This is a genomic window from Microlunatus ginsengisoli (assembly GCF_039537205.1).
Taxonomy (GTDB): domain Bacteria; phylum Actinomycetota; class Actinomycetes; order Propionibacteriales; family Propionibacteriaceae; genus Microlunatus; species Microlunatus ginsengisoli.
This window is the reverse complement of sequence record NZ_BAABAB010000049.1, coordinates 128,932-143,829: the sequence shown is the minus strand read 5'-3', so window position 1 is coordinate 143,829 and position 14,898 is coordinate 128,932. Positions and strand designations below refer to the sequence as shown.

The 14,898-nt window shown below is 70.0% G+C and carries 18 protein-coding genes; 11 read left to right on the top strand and 7 right to left on the bottom strand.

The window, feature by feature from the left end; genetic code table 11:
• Nucleotides 1-198 precede the first annotated feature (198 nt).
• Entirely contained in the window at nucleotides 199-1,155 is a 957-nt protein-coding gene (locus ABD747_RS23260) for a universal stress protein (RefSeq protein ID WP_344809160.1), read from the top strand.
• A gap of 22 nt (nucleotides 1,156-1,177) precedes the next feature.
• Here the strand turns inward: ABD747_RS23260 and ABD747_RS23255 are convergent, their stop codons facing one another.
• Complete coding sequence (locus ABD747_RS23255) at nucleotides 1,178-1,597, bottom strand: PaaI family thioesterase (RefSeq protein ID WP_344809158.1); 420 nt, start codon at nucleotides 1,595-1,597, stop codon at nucleotides 1,178-1,180.
• Nucleotides 1,598-1,652: 55 nt separating this feature from the next.
• On the opposite strand from ABD747_RS23255, the gene ABD747_RS23250 reads away from it, so the two are divergent.
• Nucleotides 1,653-1,964, top strand: coding sequence for a rhodanese-like domain-containing protein (locus ABD747_RS23250; protein WP_344809156.1), 312 nt, complete (start codon nucleotides 1,653-1,655; stop codon nucleotides 1,962-1,964).
• 11 nt (nucleotides 1,965-1,975) lie between these two features.
• Here ABD747_RS23250 and ABD747_RS23245 read toward each other — a convergent pair whose 3' ends face one another.
• Together ABD747_RS23245 and ABD747_RS23240 are read right to left on the bottom strand one after the other, a co-directional pair.
• Nucleotides 1,976-2,533: a hypothetical protein gene (locus ABD747_RS23245; protein WP_344809154.1), complete on the bottom strand. Its 558-nt coding sequence runs from the start codon at nucleotides 2,531-2,533 to the stop codon at nucleotides 1,976-1,978.
• Between the two features lie 33 nt (nucleotides 2,534-2,566).
• A complete protein-coding gene (locus ABD747_RS23240; protein WP_344809152.1) occupies nucleotides 2,567-2,761 on the bottom strand; it encodes a hypothetical protein in 195 nt (64 codons plus the stop codon).
• 780 nt (nucleotides 2,762-3,541) lie between these two features.
• On the opposite strand from ABD747_RS23240, the gene cls reads away from it, so the two are divergent.
• The gene (gene cls / locus ABD747_RS23235; protein ID WP_344809150.1) at nucleotides 3,542-5,002 is read left to right on the top strand and encodes a cardiolipin synthase; all 1,461 of its coding nucleotides are present in this window, start codon (nucleotides 3,542-3,544) and stop codon (nucleotides 5,000-5,002) included.
• 3 nt (nucleotides 5,003-5,005) lie between these two features.
• Here cls and ABD747_RS23230 read toward each other — a convergent pair whose 3' ends face one another.
• Together ABD747_RS23230 and ABD747_RS23225 are read right to left on the bottom strand one after the other, a co-directional pair.
• The gene (locus tag ABD747_RS23230) at nucleotides 5,006-5,890 is read right to left on the bottom strand and encodes an NAD-dependent epimerase/dehydratase family protein (protein WP_344809148.1); all 885 of its coding nucleotides are present in this window, start codon (nucleotides 5,888-5,890) and stop codon (nucleotides 5,006-5,008) included.
• The gene (locus ABD747_RS23225; RefSeq protein ID WP_344809146.1) at nucleotides 5,887-7,572 is read right to left on the bottom strand and encodes a helicase HerA-like domain-containing protein; all 1,686 of its coding nucleotides are present in this window, start codon (nucleotides 7,570-7,572) and stop codon (nucleotides 5,887-5,889) included. The genes ABD747_RS23230 and ABD747_RS23225 overlap by 4 nt, the downstream gene beginning before the upstream one ends.
• Before the next feature lie 61 nt (nucleotides 7,573-7,633).
• Between ABD747_RS23225 and ABD747_RS23220 the strand changes: the two genes are divergently transcribed.
• Together ABD747_RS23220 and ABD747_RS23215 are read left to right on the top strand one after the other, a co-directional pair.
• Nucleotides 7,634-7,927 carry a type II toxin-antitoxin system VapB family antitoxin gene (locus tag ABD747_RS23220; protein ID WP_344809144.1) on the top strand — a complete coding sequence of 98 codons (294 nt, stop codon included), beginning with the start codon at nucleotides 7,634-7,636 and terminating at the stop codon, nucleotides 7,925-7,927.
• A gap of 67 nt (nucleotides 7,928-7,994) precedes the next feature.
• Nucleotides 7,995-8,528 (top strand): LytR C-terminal domain-containing protein, encoded by a 534-nt coding sequence (locus ABD747_RS23215; protein ID WP_344809142.1) that lies wholly within the window; start codon nucleotides 7,995-7,997, stop codon nucleotides 8,526-8,528.
• A 7-nt stretch (nucleotides 8,529-8,535) separates the two neighbouring features.
• On the opposite strand, the gene ABD747_RS23210 is transcribed toward ABD747_RS23215, so the two are convergent.
• Nucleotides 8,536-10,062 (bottom strand): potassium/proton antiporter, encoded by a 1,527-nt coding sequence (locus ABD747_RS23210; protein ID WP_344809140.1) that lies wholly within the window; start codon nucleotides 10,060-10,062, stop codon nucleotides 8,536-8,538.
• A 99-nt stretch (nucleotides 10,063-10,161) separates the two neighbouring features.
• Here ABD747_RS23210 and ABD747_RS23205 point away from each other — a divergent pair, with 99 nt between their 5' ends.
• Nucleotides 10,162-10,629 carry a hypothetical protein gene (locus tag ABD747_RS23205; RefSeq protein WP_344809138.1) on the top strand — a complete coding sequence of 156 codons (468 nt, stop codon included), beginning with the start codon at nucleotides 10,162-10,164 and terminating at the stop codon, nucleotides 10,627-10,629.
• Here ABD747_RS23205 and ABD747_RS23200 read toward each other — a convergent pair.
• The gene (locus ABD747_RS23200) at nucleotides 10,559-12,148 is read right to left on the bottom strand and encodes a serine hydrolase domain-containing protein (protein WP_344809136.1); all 1,590 of its coding nucleotides are present in this window, start codon (nucleotides 12,146-12,148) and stop codon (nucleotides 10,559-10,561) included. The two genes, ABD747_RS23205 and ABD747_RS23200, sit on opposite strands and share 71 nt — an antisense overlap.
• A gap of 149 nt (nucleotides 12,149-12,297) precedes the next feature.
• Between ABD747_RS23200 and ABD747_RS23195 the strand changes: the two genes are divergently transcribed.
• The 5 genes from ABD747_RS23195 to ABD747_RS23175 all read left to right on the top strand — a co-directional run bounded on the left by ABD747_RS23195 (nucleotide 12,298) and on the right by ABD747_RS23175 (nucleotide 14,832).
• Entirely contained in the window at nucleotides 12,298-12,651 is a 354-nt protein-coding gene (locus ABD747_RS23195) for an iron chaperone (RefSeq protein WP_344809134.1), read from the top strand.
• Nucleotides 12,651-12,854, top strand: a complete 204-nt coding sequence (locus ABD747_RS23190) for an EamA family transporter (protein ID WP_344809132.1) — start codon at nucleotides 12,651-12,653, stop codon at nucleotides 12,852-12,854. The genes ABD747_RS23195 and ABD747_RS23190 overlap by 1 nt, the downstream gene beginning before the upstream one ends.
• Nucleotides 12,855-12,989: 135 nt before the next feature.
• A complete protein-coding gene (locus ABD747_RS23185; RefSeq protein WP_344809130.1) occupies nucleotides 12,990-13,514 on the top strand; it encodes a hypothetical protein in 525 nt (174 codons plus the stop codon).
• 27 nt (nucleotides 13,515-13,541) lie between these two features.
• A complete protein-coding gene (locus ABD747_RS23180) occupies nucleotides 13,542-14,075 on the top strand; it encodes a hypothetical protein (protein ID WP_344809128.1) in 534 nt (177 codons plus the stop codon).
• 184 nt (nucleotides 14,076-14,259) lie between these two features.
• On the top strand, nucleotides 14,260-14,832 hold the full coding sequence (locus tag ABD747_RS23175; protein WP_344809126.1) for a Mov34/MPN/PAD-1 family protein: 573 nt from the start codon (nucleotides 14,260-14,262) through the stop codon (nucleotides 14,830-14,832).
• The last annotated feature ends 66 nt before the right edge of the window (nucleotides 14,833-14,898 follow it).

Genomic DNA, 14,898 nt, shown 5'->3' with positions numbered 1-14,898 from the left:
GACGGCACGTTGGGGCATGGCTGGCTCTCGCGAGGCGTGGGAAACGACGACTTGGCTGGAGTATTCCAGGTTGCCTGCGAGCCGTGGGCCCTACGTCCCGCGCGGGTCGGGGCCTACGCCGCTGTGCCCGGACCGGCCCGGCGACCACGCTGGGAATTGGAGAGCCTGCGCCGGGCAGGCCGATCAAGGAGGTCGACGATGAACACCCAGATCGCACGCACCGGACCCGTGGTGCTGGGTCTGGACGAGCGTCCCGCCGAGGAGCAGCTGGCCGCGGTGCGGTTCGCGGCCGCCGAGGCCAACCGCCGCCGGGTCGCGCTGGTGCTTGCTCACGGCTGCCGGCCGCTGGTCACCGCCACCAGCTTCGAGCCGACCGATCCCCCGGTGGATCGCGAGCGTCGCGGGATGGAACTGCTGGCCGGCGCAGGCAAGGTCGTCCGTCATCATCTCGACGCCGCCCGGCCGCTCGAGGTCCGGCTCGGACAGGGCAGCGGCGTCGATCTGCTGCTCGAGCTGTCGGCGTCGGCCAGCCTGATCGTGCTGCAACGCCGCAGCATCGGAGCGTTGCGCCGCTGGCACACCGGCTCGACCACCAGTCGGGTCGCGGCGGAGGCCGAGTGCCCCGTGGTCGTGCTGCGCGACGACCACGAGGAACAGCTGGCGGGCAGCGGTGTCGTGGTCGGTGTCGACGAGCGTGGGCACGCGGGCCTGGCGGTCGAGGCGGCGTTCGCCGAGGCGGCGTTGCGTCGCTCGACCCTGACCGCCGTCCATGCCTGGCGGACACCGGACCTGGCCCTCACGTACGGCTATCTGGCCGCCGAGCCGAGCGCTGTCGACGAGCTCGAGCAGCAGGCCGAGATCGAGCTCGCCGAGGCGCTGGCGGGCTTCGGTGAGCAGCACCCGGACGTCGTGGTGCGGCGAGCGGTGGTCAGCGGAGCGCCGGCGGCCGTGCTCGACGCGGTCGGTCGGACCGCGGAGCTGATGGTGATCGGGCGGCACGGGACCGGCCGATCTGCCAGCCTCGCGCTCGGCGGGGTGGCCCGGCACTGCATCGCCGCCGGTCCCTGCCCGGTCATGGTCGTGCCCGGCGCTGGCGCCGAACGACAACGGCCGCACTGGCTGACCGCCGAGGTCGCCGTCGGGAGCGGTTTCTGAACGCAGACGCGACGGGAGCGGGTCAGGCGGTCAGGTTCTGGAGGGCGACCTGCCCGGCCGATACCAGCCGGCCCTGCTCGTCTCGGGTCTCGACCCGCCAGACCTGGCGCGACCGGCCGCGGTGCAGGGGGCTCGCGGTCGAGCTGAGCCGATCGCCGAGGCGTGCGGCCCGGAAGAAGTCGGTGCTGTTCGTGGTGCCGACCACCCGGCCCTCGGGTCCCAGCCAGACCGCGGCGGCCACGCTGGCCAGCGTCTCCACCACCGCACAGTGGACGCCTCCGTGCAGCAACCCGTACGGCTGGAGCAGGGCATCGGTCACGGTCCAGTGCGCGCGCACCTCGTCCGGGCTCGCCGAAGCGATCTGGATGCCGATGAAGTCCGCGAACGGGCCGGCTCCGCCACTGCGCAACAGATCCGGTACGTCCCCGAGCGGCGTCGACATGCGGCCACCCTACGAGATCGCCCGAGCCGGACCGGCGGAGATAGGCTGCACGCTCGTGTTCGGTCAACCGGTTCCCACCATCAGCGCCGTCGATCTCGAGGCCCACCGGGCCGACGGCTGGATGATCCTGGACGTCCGCGAGGACGACGAGTGGGCGGCGGGCCGGATCGGCGGCTCGATCCACATCCCGATGGGTGAGGTGGTGGCCCGGCTGGACGAGATCGAGGACCGGGTGGTCTGTGTCTGCGCGGTCGGTGGCCGCTCCGCGCGGGTCACGGCCTACCTCAACGGGCAGGGCCGCGAGGCGGTCAACCTGGACGGCGGGATCTATGCCTGGGCGGCGGAGGGGCGTCCGATCGAGGGGTGAGCCCCGGCTGCTCAGTGCAGCAGGTATTTGAGCAGGATCACCAGCATGCCGAAGCTGCCGGCGACCAGCGCTTCCACCCACAGTCGCCAGCCGCGGACGCCGGCCAGATAGGCCGACCCGGCACCGGCGACGATCAGCATGGCCACCGTGACCCACAAGGCGATCTCGGCGGCCTGCTGGACGTCGGCGGTGAGCAACCGGGCGACCACGAAGACGAGAATGGGCGCGGTCGCCCCGGCGAGCACCTCCACCGAGTCGCGCATCGAGTCCAGCACCCTGGCATGGATGCTGTGGTCCCGATCGCGGTAGCGGTTGCCGACCGACTCGACGTAGACGTGGGCGAGCCAATAGATCGCGGTGACCACCGCCGCCGCGAGCGCGACACTCGTCCCGTCCTCGACGTGCACGCTGGCGACGGCCAGCACCGAACCCGCCACGATCGCGCCGTAGAGCAGGTCGGGCGCGTTGTGGGCAAGCAGCACCCGGCGAGCCCGCTCGGAGTGGTACGGCTCGGACGGATGCGGCTCGGACGGATGCGGCTCGGACGGGTGCGGCTCGGGCGCGGTCACGACCGGAAATCTAGACCAGGGACCCTGAGGTGGCTATTCGTCCTCGTCCAGGAAGACCTCCGCCTGCTGCTCGGCCAGGTCGGCCTCGTCGACCTCCCCGGAACCCAGCTCGGTCCGCTCCGCCGCAACCTCGGCCTCCTCCGCCTCCCGCGCGGGATCGGCGTCCTCCTGCTGCTCCGCCCAGTCCGCCGCCGGCACGTCCTCCGGCCTCGTCGAGTAGTCCGACATGATCAACTCCTTCGCCTCGCCGGGACATTCACGATAGCCGTACGGATAAACCTGTTGCCGGGCCGCGGACCGGTTCCGTAGTCTCGACGCGACGCACAACGCGTCAGCATCGAGCGGCCGAGCCGCTCGCGTCCACGGAAGGGAGGTGCCCGAGTTGATCAATGACACATCGTCCGGTCCGGCCGATCACGCCGTTCGGGGCACCGCCCCCGGCGTTCTCGCCTGAGACCTGCGTCTTTCGGCCCTCGCCAGGCCACGTCCGACCACCGTCTCCGCCGGTCTGCGCGCCGTCGTACGCGCCCATCCGGCAAACGCCACCACCCCGGCGCCGGCGTCCGCCGACCGCCGAACCTTCCTTCCAGGAGCAGCGATCATGTTCACCGCAGGACTGTGTTCTGTGAGCGTCGACCCCTGGGTCGCGCCTCGCGGATCCCTCGAATCCGACATCCAACTCAGCCGTCGGGCCGCCGAGCGATCGTCGGTCCGTCAGGCACTTCGGGAGCGTCGCCTCGCGTCCCGGCCGGCCCGGTCTCTCCCCCGGCCGGCTCGGGTCGAGCCCGTCGGCTCGCCGAGCGTCGACTCCGACGCCCCGGCGCACGCCGACCAGCTGACGCCGGTCGGTTGACACCGCGTCGACGCCTCCCCTTCCGCAGCCCGCCCCGGTCAGCCGAACCCCGGGGCGGGCTGCCCCTTTTCCGGCCCGGTCCGGACGCACATTCCATCGACGCTTCAGCTGCGTCGGAGGATGAGCCGGCCGCCCGATCCCACTAGGCTCCGCCCATGACCGTGTTGGCCGATCTGTTGCCGTGGCTGCTGCTGATCCTCGACATCGTGATCATCCTGGTCGCGGGCGCGTACGTGGCGACGAACCGCAACCCGTCGTCGGCGATCGCCTGGATCTTGATGTTCGTCTTCCTGCCGATCATCGGCATCCTGTTCTTCCTGCTGATCGGCAGTCCGAAGCTGCCGAAGTCGCGCAAGGAGAAGCAGCGCGAGGTCAACAAGCTGTTCCTGGAACGCACCGAGGGGCTGCACCTGACCAGCCGGGAGGGCCAGTGGCCGGACTACCTGCCGTCGATGGTGCGGATGAGCCGGCGGCTCGGCGCGCTGCCGATGGTCGGCGGCAACCACGCAACGATCAACGGCGACTACGTGGGGTCGTACGACTCGATGATCGCCGACATCGACGCGGCCGAGAAGTGGGTCAACGTCGAGTTTTTCATCTTGGTCATGGACAAGGTCACCGAGCCGTTCTTCCAGGCGCTGGAACGCGCCTGCCAGCGGGGGGTCAAGGTCCGGGTGCTCTCCGACCACGTGGCACAGGTGGGCTATCCGAACCGCAAGGAGGCTGTCCGGCGTTTCGCCGCGATGGGCGCCGAATATCACGCGATGCTGCCGATCAATCCGTTGAAGCGGGAGTGGCGTCGTCCCGACCTGCGCAACCACCGCAAGATCGTGATCGTGGACGGCAAGGTGGCCCACACCGGCTCGCAGAACATGACCGACCGCAGCTACAACAAGCCGAAGAACGTCCAGCGCGGCCTGAAGTGGCAGGAGCTGATGATGCGCGTCACGGGCCCCGCGGTCCGGGAACTGGAGGCGGTGTTCGCCAGCGACTGGTACGCCGAGACCGACGACCTGCTGTTCCTGGACAACGCCGCGGTAGTGGTCGACCCGGGCGACACGTCCGCGTACGACATGCAGGTGCTGCCCAGCGGTCCGACGTTCGACAACGACAACAACGCGAAGCTGTTCGCCGCGCTGATCCACAACGCCCGGCACCGGGTCAGTGTGACCAGCCCCTATTACGTTCCGGACGAGTCGATCCAGCGCGCCATGGTGACCGCGGCGAGTCGCGGACTGAGCGTGGAACTGTTCGTCTCCGAGATCGGCGACCAGTTCATGGTCTACCACGCGCAGCGGTCCTACTACGAGGAGCTGCTCCGGGCCGGCGTCCGGATCTTCATGTATCCGGCGCCCTACATCCTGCACGCCAAGCACCTGTCCTTCGACGACGACCACGCGCTGATCGGGACCAGCAACCTGGACATCCGCTCGCTCAGCCTGCACATGGAGCTGATGGTGCTGGTCGAGGGCAAGGAGTTCGTCGACGACATGCGGGCGGTGGAGGACGACTACCGCGCCAAGAGCAAGGAGATCCACCTCGACCAGTGGCTGAAGCGGCCCCGCTCGGAGAAGCTGTTCGACAGCCTGATGCGGCTCACCAGCTCGCTGCAGTAGCGCCTAGTGGAGGTGCCGCCAGGAGTGCGCCGGCCGCCAGCCGATCAAGGACTCGGCCCGGTCGATCGCCCAGGCCCCGCCGGTCTGCCCCAGGTCCCGGCGGATCTCGATCTCGGGCGCGTCCCGAGCGATCAGGTCGCCCAGTGGCTCCCGGGCCAGCGAGTCGGCCGCGACGATGTGCATGGCCGCGAAGCCGTACGGCCGCTGCTCGGCTGCCTCCAGCGCCAGCCGACAGGCGCGGGCGGCGTCGCGATCGTCGACGTACGCCCAGAGGTTCCGCAGCTCCTGGCCGCCGGCCGGCTCGCCGCGGACCGCCGCGCTGTCCAGCTGCGCCTCGCGCGAGGCGACCCAGGCGAACCGGAGGGCCGCGATCGACAGCTCGTAGCGCCGGCAGAACATCCGCGCGGTCACCTCGTCGGCCTCCTTGCTGGCGGCGTACGGGTCGGCGGCCCGGATCGGATGACTTTCGTCCAGCGGTACGTACAGCGCCCGGAGCTCGGCGGGCGCGAACGCCATCCCGTAGGCGGAGATGCTGGACGCGATGGCGATCCTGGTGATGCCGACGCCGACCGCGGCCTGCAGCGCGGCGAAGGTGGCCGTGGTGTTGTTGGCGAAGACCTCGTCGTCGGGGTTGAGGTATGGCTGCGGGATGGCTGCCAGATGGACCATGCCGGTGCAGCCCGGTAGCTCCCGGGCCAGTTCGCCGACGTCGCGTCCGTGCCAGGTCACCGACCGGAAGGCCGGGTGCTCGGTCCGCGGTGGCAGCCGGTCGGCCCCGACGACCTCGTAGCCCGCAGCCAGCAGCTCGGCCACCACGGCATGCCCGAGCAGCCCGGAGCTGCCGGTAACGCAGACCCGCCGCGGCGCGGTCCCCGCGGGCTCGCTCATCGGCGCCGCGCGATGCCGAAGATGCTCCGCACGATCTCGCGCCCCGCGGTGCGGGCGAAGTCCTTGAACGCGCCCGAAGAGGTGACCTGCTCGAACACGCTCTTGTCCTGCTTGCGGCTGCGCGACGAACCCGCTGGCGACGTCCGCGCGGCGCGGTCGGCCTCTCGCCGGGCCGCCTCGTCCGCCTTGGCCTGCTCCTTCGCCTGCTGCTCGGCCTGCTTGGCCGCCTCCGCCGCCTGCCGTTCGCGCTCGGCGGCCGCGGCGCCCTCCTCCAGCTTGCGGGCCAGCATCTCGCGGGCGGAGTCGCGGTCGATCGCCTGACCGTACTTGCCCATCAGCGCTGACTGCGCGACGCCGGGTCGCAACGACTCCTCCGGGATCGCCGCCATCAGCGACTGCGGCGCCCGCATCCGGGTCCAGGCCACCGGCGTCGGCGCGCCGTCGGGATCCATCACCGTCACGATGGCCTCGCCGGTGCCCAGCTGCTGCAGCGTCTCGGCCAGGTCGTAGTGCGACTTCGGAAACGTCAGCACGGTCTGCTTGAGCGCCTTGGCGTCATTGGGCGTATGGGCGCGCAACTGGTGCTGGACCCGCGAGCCGAGCTGTGCGAGCACCGCATCCGGAACGTCCTTGGGGGTCTGGGTGACGAAGAAGATGCCGACGCCCTTCGACCGGATCAGCCGCACCGTCTGGGCGATCGCGTCCAAAAAAGCCTTCGACGCGCCGTTGAACAGCAGGTGTGCCTCGTCGAAGAAGAACACCAGTTTCGGCTTGTCGATGTCGCCGACCTCGGGCAGGTCGTGGAACAGGTCGGCCAGCAGCCACATCAAGAAAGTGGAGAACAGCGCCGGCCGGTCCTGCAGGTTCGGCAGCTCCAGCAGCGAGACAACCCCCCGTCCGTCGGCCGTGGTCCGCAGCAGGTCGCGGGTGTCGAACTCGGGCTCGCCGAAGAACGCCTCCGCTCCCTGGTCGGAGAACGTGATCAGCGACCGCAGGATGACGCCGGCCGTCGCCGCGCTCAACCCGCCGATGGTCTTCAGCTCCGCCTTGCCCTCGTCGCTGGTCAGGTGCTGCAGCACGGCGCGCAGGTCGGACAGGTCGAGCAGCGGCAGCCCCTGGGCGTCGGCATAGTGGAACACCAGGCCGAGCGATGACTCCTGGACCGCGTTCAGATCGAGCACCTTGGCCAGCAGACTCGGCCCGAAGCTGGTCATGGTGGCGCGCAGCGGCACCCCGACGCCCTGTCCGCCGAGCGCATAGAACTCGACCGGCGCCGCCTGCGGCTGCCAGTCCTGTCCGATCTTCTGGGTCCGGGCGAGCAGCTTCTCGCTGGGCTGGCCGGGGGCGGCGATGCCGGACAGGTCGCCCTTGATGTCGGCGGCGAAGACAGGCACGCCCGCGGCGGAGATCTGTTCCGCCATCAGCTGCAGCGTCTTGGTCTTGCCGGTGCCGGTCGCCCCGGCCACGAGGCCGTGCCGGTTGAGCATGCCGAGCGGGATCCGCACCACCGCCTGCGGGATCGGCGCGTCGTTCTCCATCAGCACGCCGAGCTCGATCGAGGGCTCGGCGAAGGTGTAACCGGTGACGATGGCCTGCACCTCGGGGCTCAGCTCGACCGGTGCGGAGACGGTCTCGACCGGTGCCGAAGCGGGGGAGGCGGCGTCTGCGCCGGCGTCACTCATGTTCCAAATCGTAACGATGTCGATTTGGCCCGCCCCGGAGATCCTCGACTAGGGTGACACAGTGATTTTCAAGCGGGTCGGGGACCAGCGGCCGTACCCCGACCACGGGTACGTGCAGAAGCAGTGGGCAGCCATCGCTCCGCACCAGGTCCGGCTGGACCAGCTGGTCACCACCAAGCGGACCCTCGATCTCGAGGCCCTGCTGGAGGAGGACTCCACGTTCTACGGCGATCTGTTCGCCCATGTGGTGGCCTGGCGTGGTGACCTGTACCTGGAGGACGGGCTGCACCGCGCGCTTCGGGCCGCGCTCCAGCAACGGCAGACCATGCACGCCCGGGTGTTGGAACTCAAGTAGGACCCGACCGACCAGGTAGGCTCGCGCGCACGACGAGGGAGTCCGCAGGAAAGGCAAGGATCAGCCGGTGTTAGGACGCATCTTCAGGATCGCCCGCACGCCGGTGACGCTGCTCATCTTGCTCGGCATCCTGTGCTACGGCGCCTACTGGGGCTATACGAACGTGCTCGCGCCGGTGCCGCCGCCGGCCCCGACCCCGTGTGTCGACCAGAGCGTCCAGGGTGGCCAGTTGAAGACGGGCCAGGTCACGGTCAGCGTGTTCAACGGCGGCGACCGCAAGGGCCTGGCCGGCGATGTCGGCCGAGCTCTGCGGGAGAAGGGCTTCAAGGTCGCCAAGACCACCAACACCGCCGAGAAGGTCCAGCAGACCGTCATCGTCGGTGCCGACCCGAAGGCGCCGGAGGTCTTGTTCGTGAAGACCTTCTTCAAGAACTCGACCGTCCGCGGCGACAAGCGCGCCGACCATTCCGTCGACGTCCTGGTCGGCAACAAATACGGCGGCTTCAACGGCAAGGCCAAGACCACGTTCGCGGTGAAGTCGACCACGGTCTGCCTGCCCGAGCAGCAGACCGCCTCCCCCAGCGCCCAGCTCGGCGGCTGAGGCCGGCTCAGGACGTACGTCCTCGCTGGCCCGGGTTGGCCCCGCGCCGACCGCCGCTTCGCCACCGAGCCAGCCGTCCGCCGCGGCCGAGCTCGCGCAGCCGGTCCTCGGTGAACTGGCGATGGGCGCTCGGGGTGACGATCAGCAGTTCGTCGCCGACCTTGATCCGGTCCCGGCCGGCCGGTGAGAAGGCCCGACTGTCGCGGATCAGCAGCGAGACGACCGTGTTCGTCGGCAGCCGGAGCTCGGTGATCTCCATCCCGGCCAGCCTGGATCCCGCGGGGATGCGGACCTGGAGCAGCTCGGCCGAGATCCGATCCAAGGGTGCGGCCTCGACTTCGACGTCCGTCGTCGCCGCGTCGTCGATCAGGCCGAGCTTGCGGGCGACCAGCGGAAGCGTGGGCGCCTGCAGGCAGGTGAAGACGACCACGAACACGAGCACCACGTTGAACAGCAGGTCCGAGCCGACGACGCCCTCGGAGACGGGGATGGTGGCGAGCACGATCGGGACCGCCCCGCGCAGCCCCGCCCAGGACAAGAACACCTGTTCTCGGGCCGGCATCCTGAACGGCAACGCCGACACCAGCACCGATAGCGGCCGCGCCACCAGGGTCAGGAACAGGCCGGCCGCGACCGCGATCAGCGCCGCCTGCACGGTGACCAGCTGCGGCTGGGCCAGCAAGCCGAGCATCACGAACAGCCCGATCTGTGCGATCCAGCCGATGCCCTCGACGAACGAACGGGTCGCCGCTCGGTGTGGCAGCTGGGCGTTGCCGAGCATCAGGGCACAGACGTACACGGCGGCGAAGCCGCTGGTGTGCACCTCCGCGCCCGCGGCGTAGGTGAAAACGGTCCAGACCAGCGCTGCCAGCGGATACAGGCCGGACGACGGCAGGGCGACCCGGCGCAGGATGGCGACCCCGACCCAGCCGAAGCCGAGCCCGATCAGCACGCCGCCGGCCAGTTCGATGGCCATCAGGGCGACGATGCCGGGGAATCCGCCGGCCGGCATGCCGTGGATCGCCGCCTCGCTGGCCAGCGCGACGAGCAGCACCGTGGGGGCGTCGTTGAGACCGGACTCTGCCTCGAGTGCGCCGCGGAGTTTGTGCGGGATCGGCACGTTGCGGAGCACCGAGAAGACCGCTGCGGCGTCCGTCGGCGAGGTGACCGCGCCGAGCAGGACCGACAGCCACAGGTCGAGCCCGAGCACGAAGTGGCAGAAGGCGGTCATCAGGGCGACGCTGACCGCGATGCCGAGGGTGGCGAGCACCGCGGCGATCCCGATCGATGGCTTGATGTCGCTCCACTTGGTGGTCAGACCGCCCTCGGCGAGGATCACCACCAGCGCACCGAAACCGAGGGCCCGCGCGAGACCCGGGTCAGTCAGGTTCAGCCCCAGCGGCCCCATCGCCATGCCGAGCGCCAGGAACAGCAACAGCGACGGCAACCCGATCCGGGCACCCACCCGGGCGGCGAGGATGGCCGCGATCAGCACGACGGCGCTCACCAGGAGGATGCCGTCGAGATCGATCATGGGCACATCCTTCCGGATCGGCACGGCTGGTGGGACATTCGTTCACCGACGTAACCTGCTGGACATCGGCACCGCCGGCTCCTAGTGGCGGTGGAGGAGGTGACCCGCGCGATGGTACGTCGCCGCTCGGCCTCGCCGGGTCGGGTCGAACTGCTGGATGTGGAGTTCGCCCCGCCGCCGGACCCGGCGGTCGCGATGCGTCGGATCGCCGCGGAAGCGCTCATCCTCCAAGACGAGGCCGAGGCCGTGCTGGCCGACGTCGCCCGTGGCGAGCACCTCGGTCGGGTCGCTCCGCGAGGCGGGCCGCTGGTCCGCCGGTTCTTTGCCTTGGCCGACGCGGTCCCGCCGGCCGTGGCATGCCCGGACCCGGCCGATCGCCGGACCGCCGACACACTCCGGACGATCCTCACTCACCACGCCATGCAGGTCTCGACGGCGCTGGACTTCCTGGCGGTGGCGTGGCGCTCGGAGCGCCTCGCCGATCACGTCCGCCGGATCAGCGGCCTGGGTGAGCCTGCGCTGATCTTGGAACGGTTGTACCGCGACCTGATCCACCGCGACGGCTGAAAAAGGGCAGCGTCGCCAGCACGGTGCGCGCCAGCCCCCAGCCGGCGGCGATCAGCGTCGCGACCGCGAGCAGGATGCCGACGTCGGGGTTGGCGCGCATCAACGCCACCGTGGTGGTGTCGAAGGCGACCGGAAGATAGCGCCAGATCACCGCGAGAACGCCGACGTCGAGAGCCAGCATCGCCGCGAACACGGCCAACCGGGCCCTCGGGTGGACCGCGGGCCGGCGCAGCAGCCAGAGCGACCAGGCCGCGCTGGCGAGCAGGACGGCGACGATAGCGGCGGCCACCTGCCAGCCGTACTGCTGCAACAGCGGCTCGCTGGCGCTGGACTCGGTCGGCTGCCGGCCGGCGATGATCCGCCAGACGCTGGTCGGGATCGCCTGGAGCTCGGACTCGGTCGCCGGCTGATTCGCGTTGATCAAAATGGCGACGCCGATCTTTTCCCCGGGTAGGAAGCCGAGATACGTGCGGGTGGTCGACCAGGATCCGCCGTGTTCGAGGAGGAGCGGCAGCCGGGTCGATGTGGTCAGCGAGGTGGGGTCGTCGAACTCCCAGCCCGGGCGGACGTACCAGCCCATCGCGTAGGCCTGGAAGTCGTCGGCCGCGAACGCCGGCCGGTGCAATTCGGCGACGGACGCCGGCTCGAGAATTCTGGAGCCGCCGACCTCGCCCTCGTTCAGGTTCATGATCAGCACTCGAGCGAGGTCGGCCGCCGAGGCGTAACTGATCGCCGACGGCATCAGGCTGGCCGGCTCGGGCACCGAGGTCGGCCGAAATCGGCCGAACCACGGGTAGAAGCCCGCGGCCGCCCCGGGTCCGGGATGCGGGCCGGCGGATGCGCCACCCATCTCGGCGGGCTCGAAGACGTGTCGGGACAGGTAATCGGCGAAGCTCTCGCCGGAAACCGTCTGCACGATCAGACCGAGGATGTTGTAGTTGAGGTTGGAGTAGTGGAACGCAGTACCGGGCGTGGTCAGCAACTCGACCCCGTCGAGTGCCCGGACTCCACGCTCCAGCGCGGCCGGGCTGTCGTCGCCCAACAGTCCGTTCTGGCTGGGCGAGGTGGTCGGCATGCCGCTGGTGTGGTGCAGCAGCTGGGCGACCGTGATCGTCGCCGAGACCGCCGGATCGGCCGTGCGAAACCACGGCAGATAGGTCGTCACCGCCGCATCCAGCCGGATCTTGCCCGCCTCGACCAGTTGCATCACTGCGGTCGCGGTGAGGTTCTTGCTCAGCGACGCGAGCAGCATCGGCGTCTGCGGGGTCAGCTTCCGCCCGGCGCCGTCGGCGACGCCGATCGCGTTCAGCGCGATCACGGTGTCGCCCCGGACCAGCGCGTACTCCATTCCCGGGACGCCGCGCTCGGCGACCTGGTCCGCCAGGTACGTCTCGATCCGCGCGATCGTCGTTGCGTCCGGCGGCGACACGGTCGGGTCCGCCGACGCCGGGTTGGCGCTGCCGACCAGTGCCGCCAGCACGACGGCAGCCGCGGCGGCCCAGCGCCGGGACGGCCGCATGTCAGCCCCGACCGGGGATCATGCCGCCGCACGACGCGAGATTGCCGGTCGCCACTCGATCACACTAGCGAGCGGCGGCCCGGATGGTGCCGGATCGCACGAGTCCGCACAGCTGCCCGAGCCGTGAGCGGTCCGGCTAGCGTGAGCTCATGCCGCCCCGGTTCGCCGATGTTGACGCCTATCTCGCCGCGCTGCCCACCGACAGCAGGGCGGTGGTCGCGGAGATACGGCGCCGGATCCGCGCCGTGGCCCCGCCGGACGCCGTCGAGGAAATCGCGTACCAGATGCCGACGATCAAGCTCGACGGCAAGAACCTGCTGCACTATGCGGGTTGGCGACAGCACGTGTCGCTGTACCCGATTCCGGCAGCGGACGAGGCCCTGCGGGCCGAGATGGCGCGCTATGCGGACGGCAAGGGCACGCTGAAGTTCCCGCTCCGCGAGCCGATTCCGTACGAGTTGATCGAGCGGGTCGCGGCGGCGCTCGTCGAGGAGCGCCGCTGATGGCAGCACTGGTCGTGGCCACGGCGATCTGGGGCTCGACGTTCGTGGTCACCAAACGATCGCTGGCGGAGATGGCGCCGCCGACCTTCCTTGCCTGGCGATTCGGCATCGCCGCGGCCGTGCTGCTGGTCGTTCGGCCGACCAGCCTCCTGACGTTTGCTGTTGAGTGCCGCTGGCCGCACGCCGTCGGTGGGCCCATCTGAACGTCCGCACATCCGTCCCGAGCGTCGTGACGAGATGCCCGCGTGATCGGGACATTGGCCCCTGGGCCTCATCGCGGCCGCGCGCTGGGATTGAGCTGAGAGGACCTGTCGGCTGCGCTGGCCAGGAGGGTTGCCATGAACGACGTCGTCTGGATTCAGATCTTCTGGTCGGCTTGCGTGCTGGCTGCCGTCGTCGCTGCCGTGCCGGCCGGCCGGCACCGCTGGGCGCGTCAGGTCGGCCGGATCGCCGTCGGGCTGCTGATGCTCGTCGGAGGGGCGCTGTTCAACGCGGTCAACCTGGCAACCGGCGGCGACTACGGGGGGTTCGCCGACGATGCGCACTTCGATTGGGTCACGTCGGCGTGGCACGCGGTGGTGGCACCGAACCAGCCCCTGTTCATCGGCTTGCTGGTGATCTACGAGGCCACCGTCGGCGTGCTGCTCCTGCTCGGCGGCCGGCGAACCCAACTCGGCTACGTCGGAGCCATCGGGTTCCATCTCGCCCTCTGGCTCTTCGGATGGTTCGTGACCATCTACGCCCTGATCATCGTGCCCGCACTGGTGCTGCTGCTCCTTGCCGAGCGGCGCGCAGCAGCAGCAGCCGGCACCCAACCGCTGACGTCGCCGGATGACGCTCGGGTCGAGCTGACCGGGCGCTGACCAGCACCCGGTGGAAAGGGGGTCAGGATGACGACCGCCATCAGTCGGCGGATACCGCCGCAGCGGCTGATCAACGCATTGAATCCGCTGGTTCGCGTGGCGCTGGAGTCGCCGCTGCACGCCGCACTGGACAACGCGCTGCTCGTGCTTCACGTCTACGGCCGAAAGACGAACCGCCGCTTCGACATCCCGATCGGATACGCGGCCGTGCAGCACAGGCTGATCACCGTCACCCAGCACACGTGGCGGGTCAACCTCCGCGGCGGCGCCGACATCGACGTGACCTATCGCGGGCACCGACACCGAATGCGTGCCGACCTCGACGAGGACCCCACCACCGTTGCCGCCGACCTGCGCACGATCATCGACCTGCTCGGAGCGAAGGCGGCGGAGCGCCGGCTCGGGCTCATCCTGCACGGACGCACACCCGGTCTCGCCGAGCTGGAGGATGCCGTTCGTGCGTACCACCTGTCGACCGTGACGCTCACGCCGCCGACGACCGACCGGGAGCCGACACATCGGACCGGCACAGCACGCAAACACGACCCGGCCGGCCGGTGACGGGCTCGGCGGCTCGTGTCCGGGTGCTGTTCGTCCCACGTCCGAGCGACAGGCGATTGTCCGGGTCCTGGTCCGTATCTCCGGATCAGCGGTGGTCTCTGCTGTCTCCGTGATTCAACGCAGACACGCGCAACCCGAGCCATCCCTCGACCCGCATTCCGGGCGCCGCACCGACGTCTTGACGATGCCCGCCGCGCTGTACAGCGGGCTGCTCCGGCAGGCACAGGACCTGCACGCGGCCGGCATGAAAGCGTACGGCCTGCTGCTCGGCGACCCCGCCGACCCCCGATTCCCCTACAGCGCCACCGACGTGGTCATCTTCGATCCGCGACGCAACCGCCGAAATGACCCAGCCTTCCAGCCGGCGTTCCACGCCCAGGGCAGCTACTTCCGCCGGTACGACGACGCCGGCTTCGTCGCCGACCCGACCGACCTGTTCGAGGCGTGGCGCGCTGCCGAAGACGCGGGTCTCGAACCGGTCGCGCCGTTCCACGTCCACCGCCGCCAGCCGTGCAACTTCTCCAGCATCGACTTTCGGCTTCACAATCCAGCGTTCCGCTGGCATCTGATCATCTCGCTACGAGACCCGCGCCAGCCGGCCATCCAGCCCTTCGCCGTCACCAAGGGCTGGGATGACTTCGGCATCGACGAGACCGACGCCCTGGAGAGCAGCGAGCTCGCCTATCGCGGGCCGGAGGTGCGACCGCTGCAGCTGGCCTTGTCGGCCGACCCGGGCACGATCGAAAGGGTCGCGTAGAACCAGCCCCCGCGGCTGACCTAGGTTCGCGGCCGCCGCACGACGACGCGCTGCACATCGATGAAG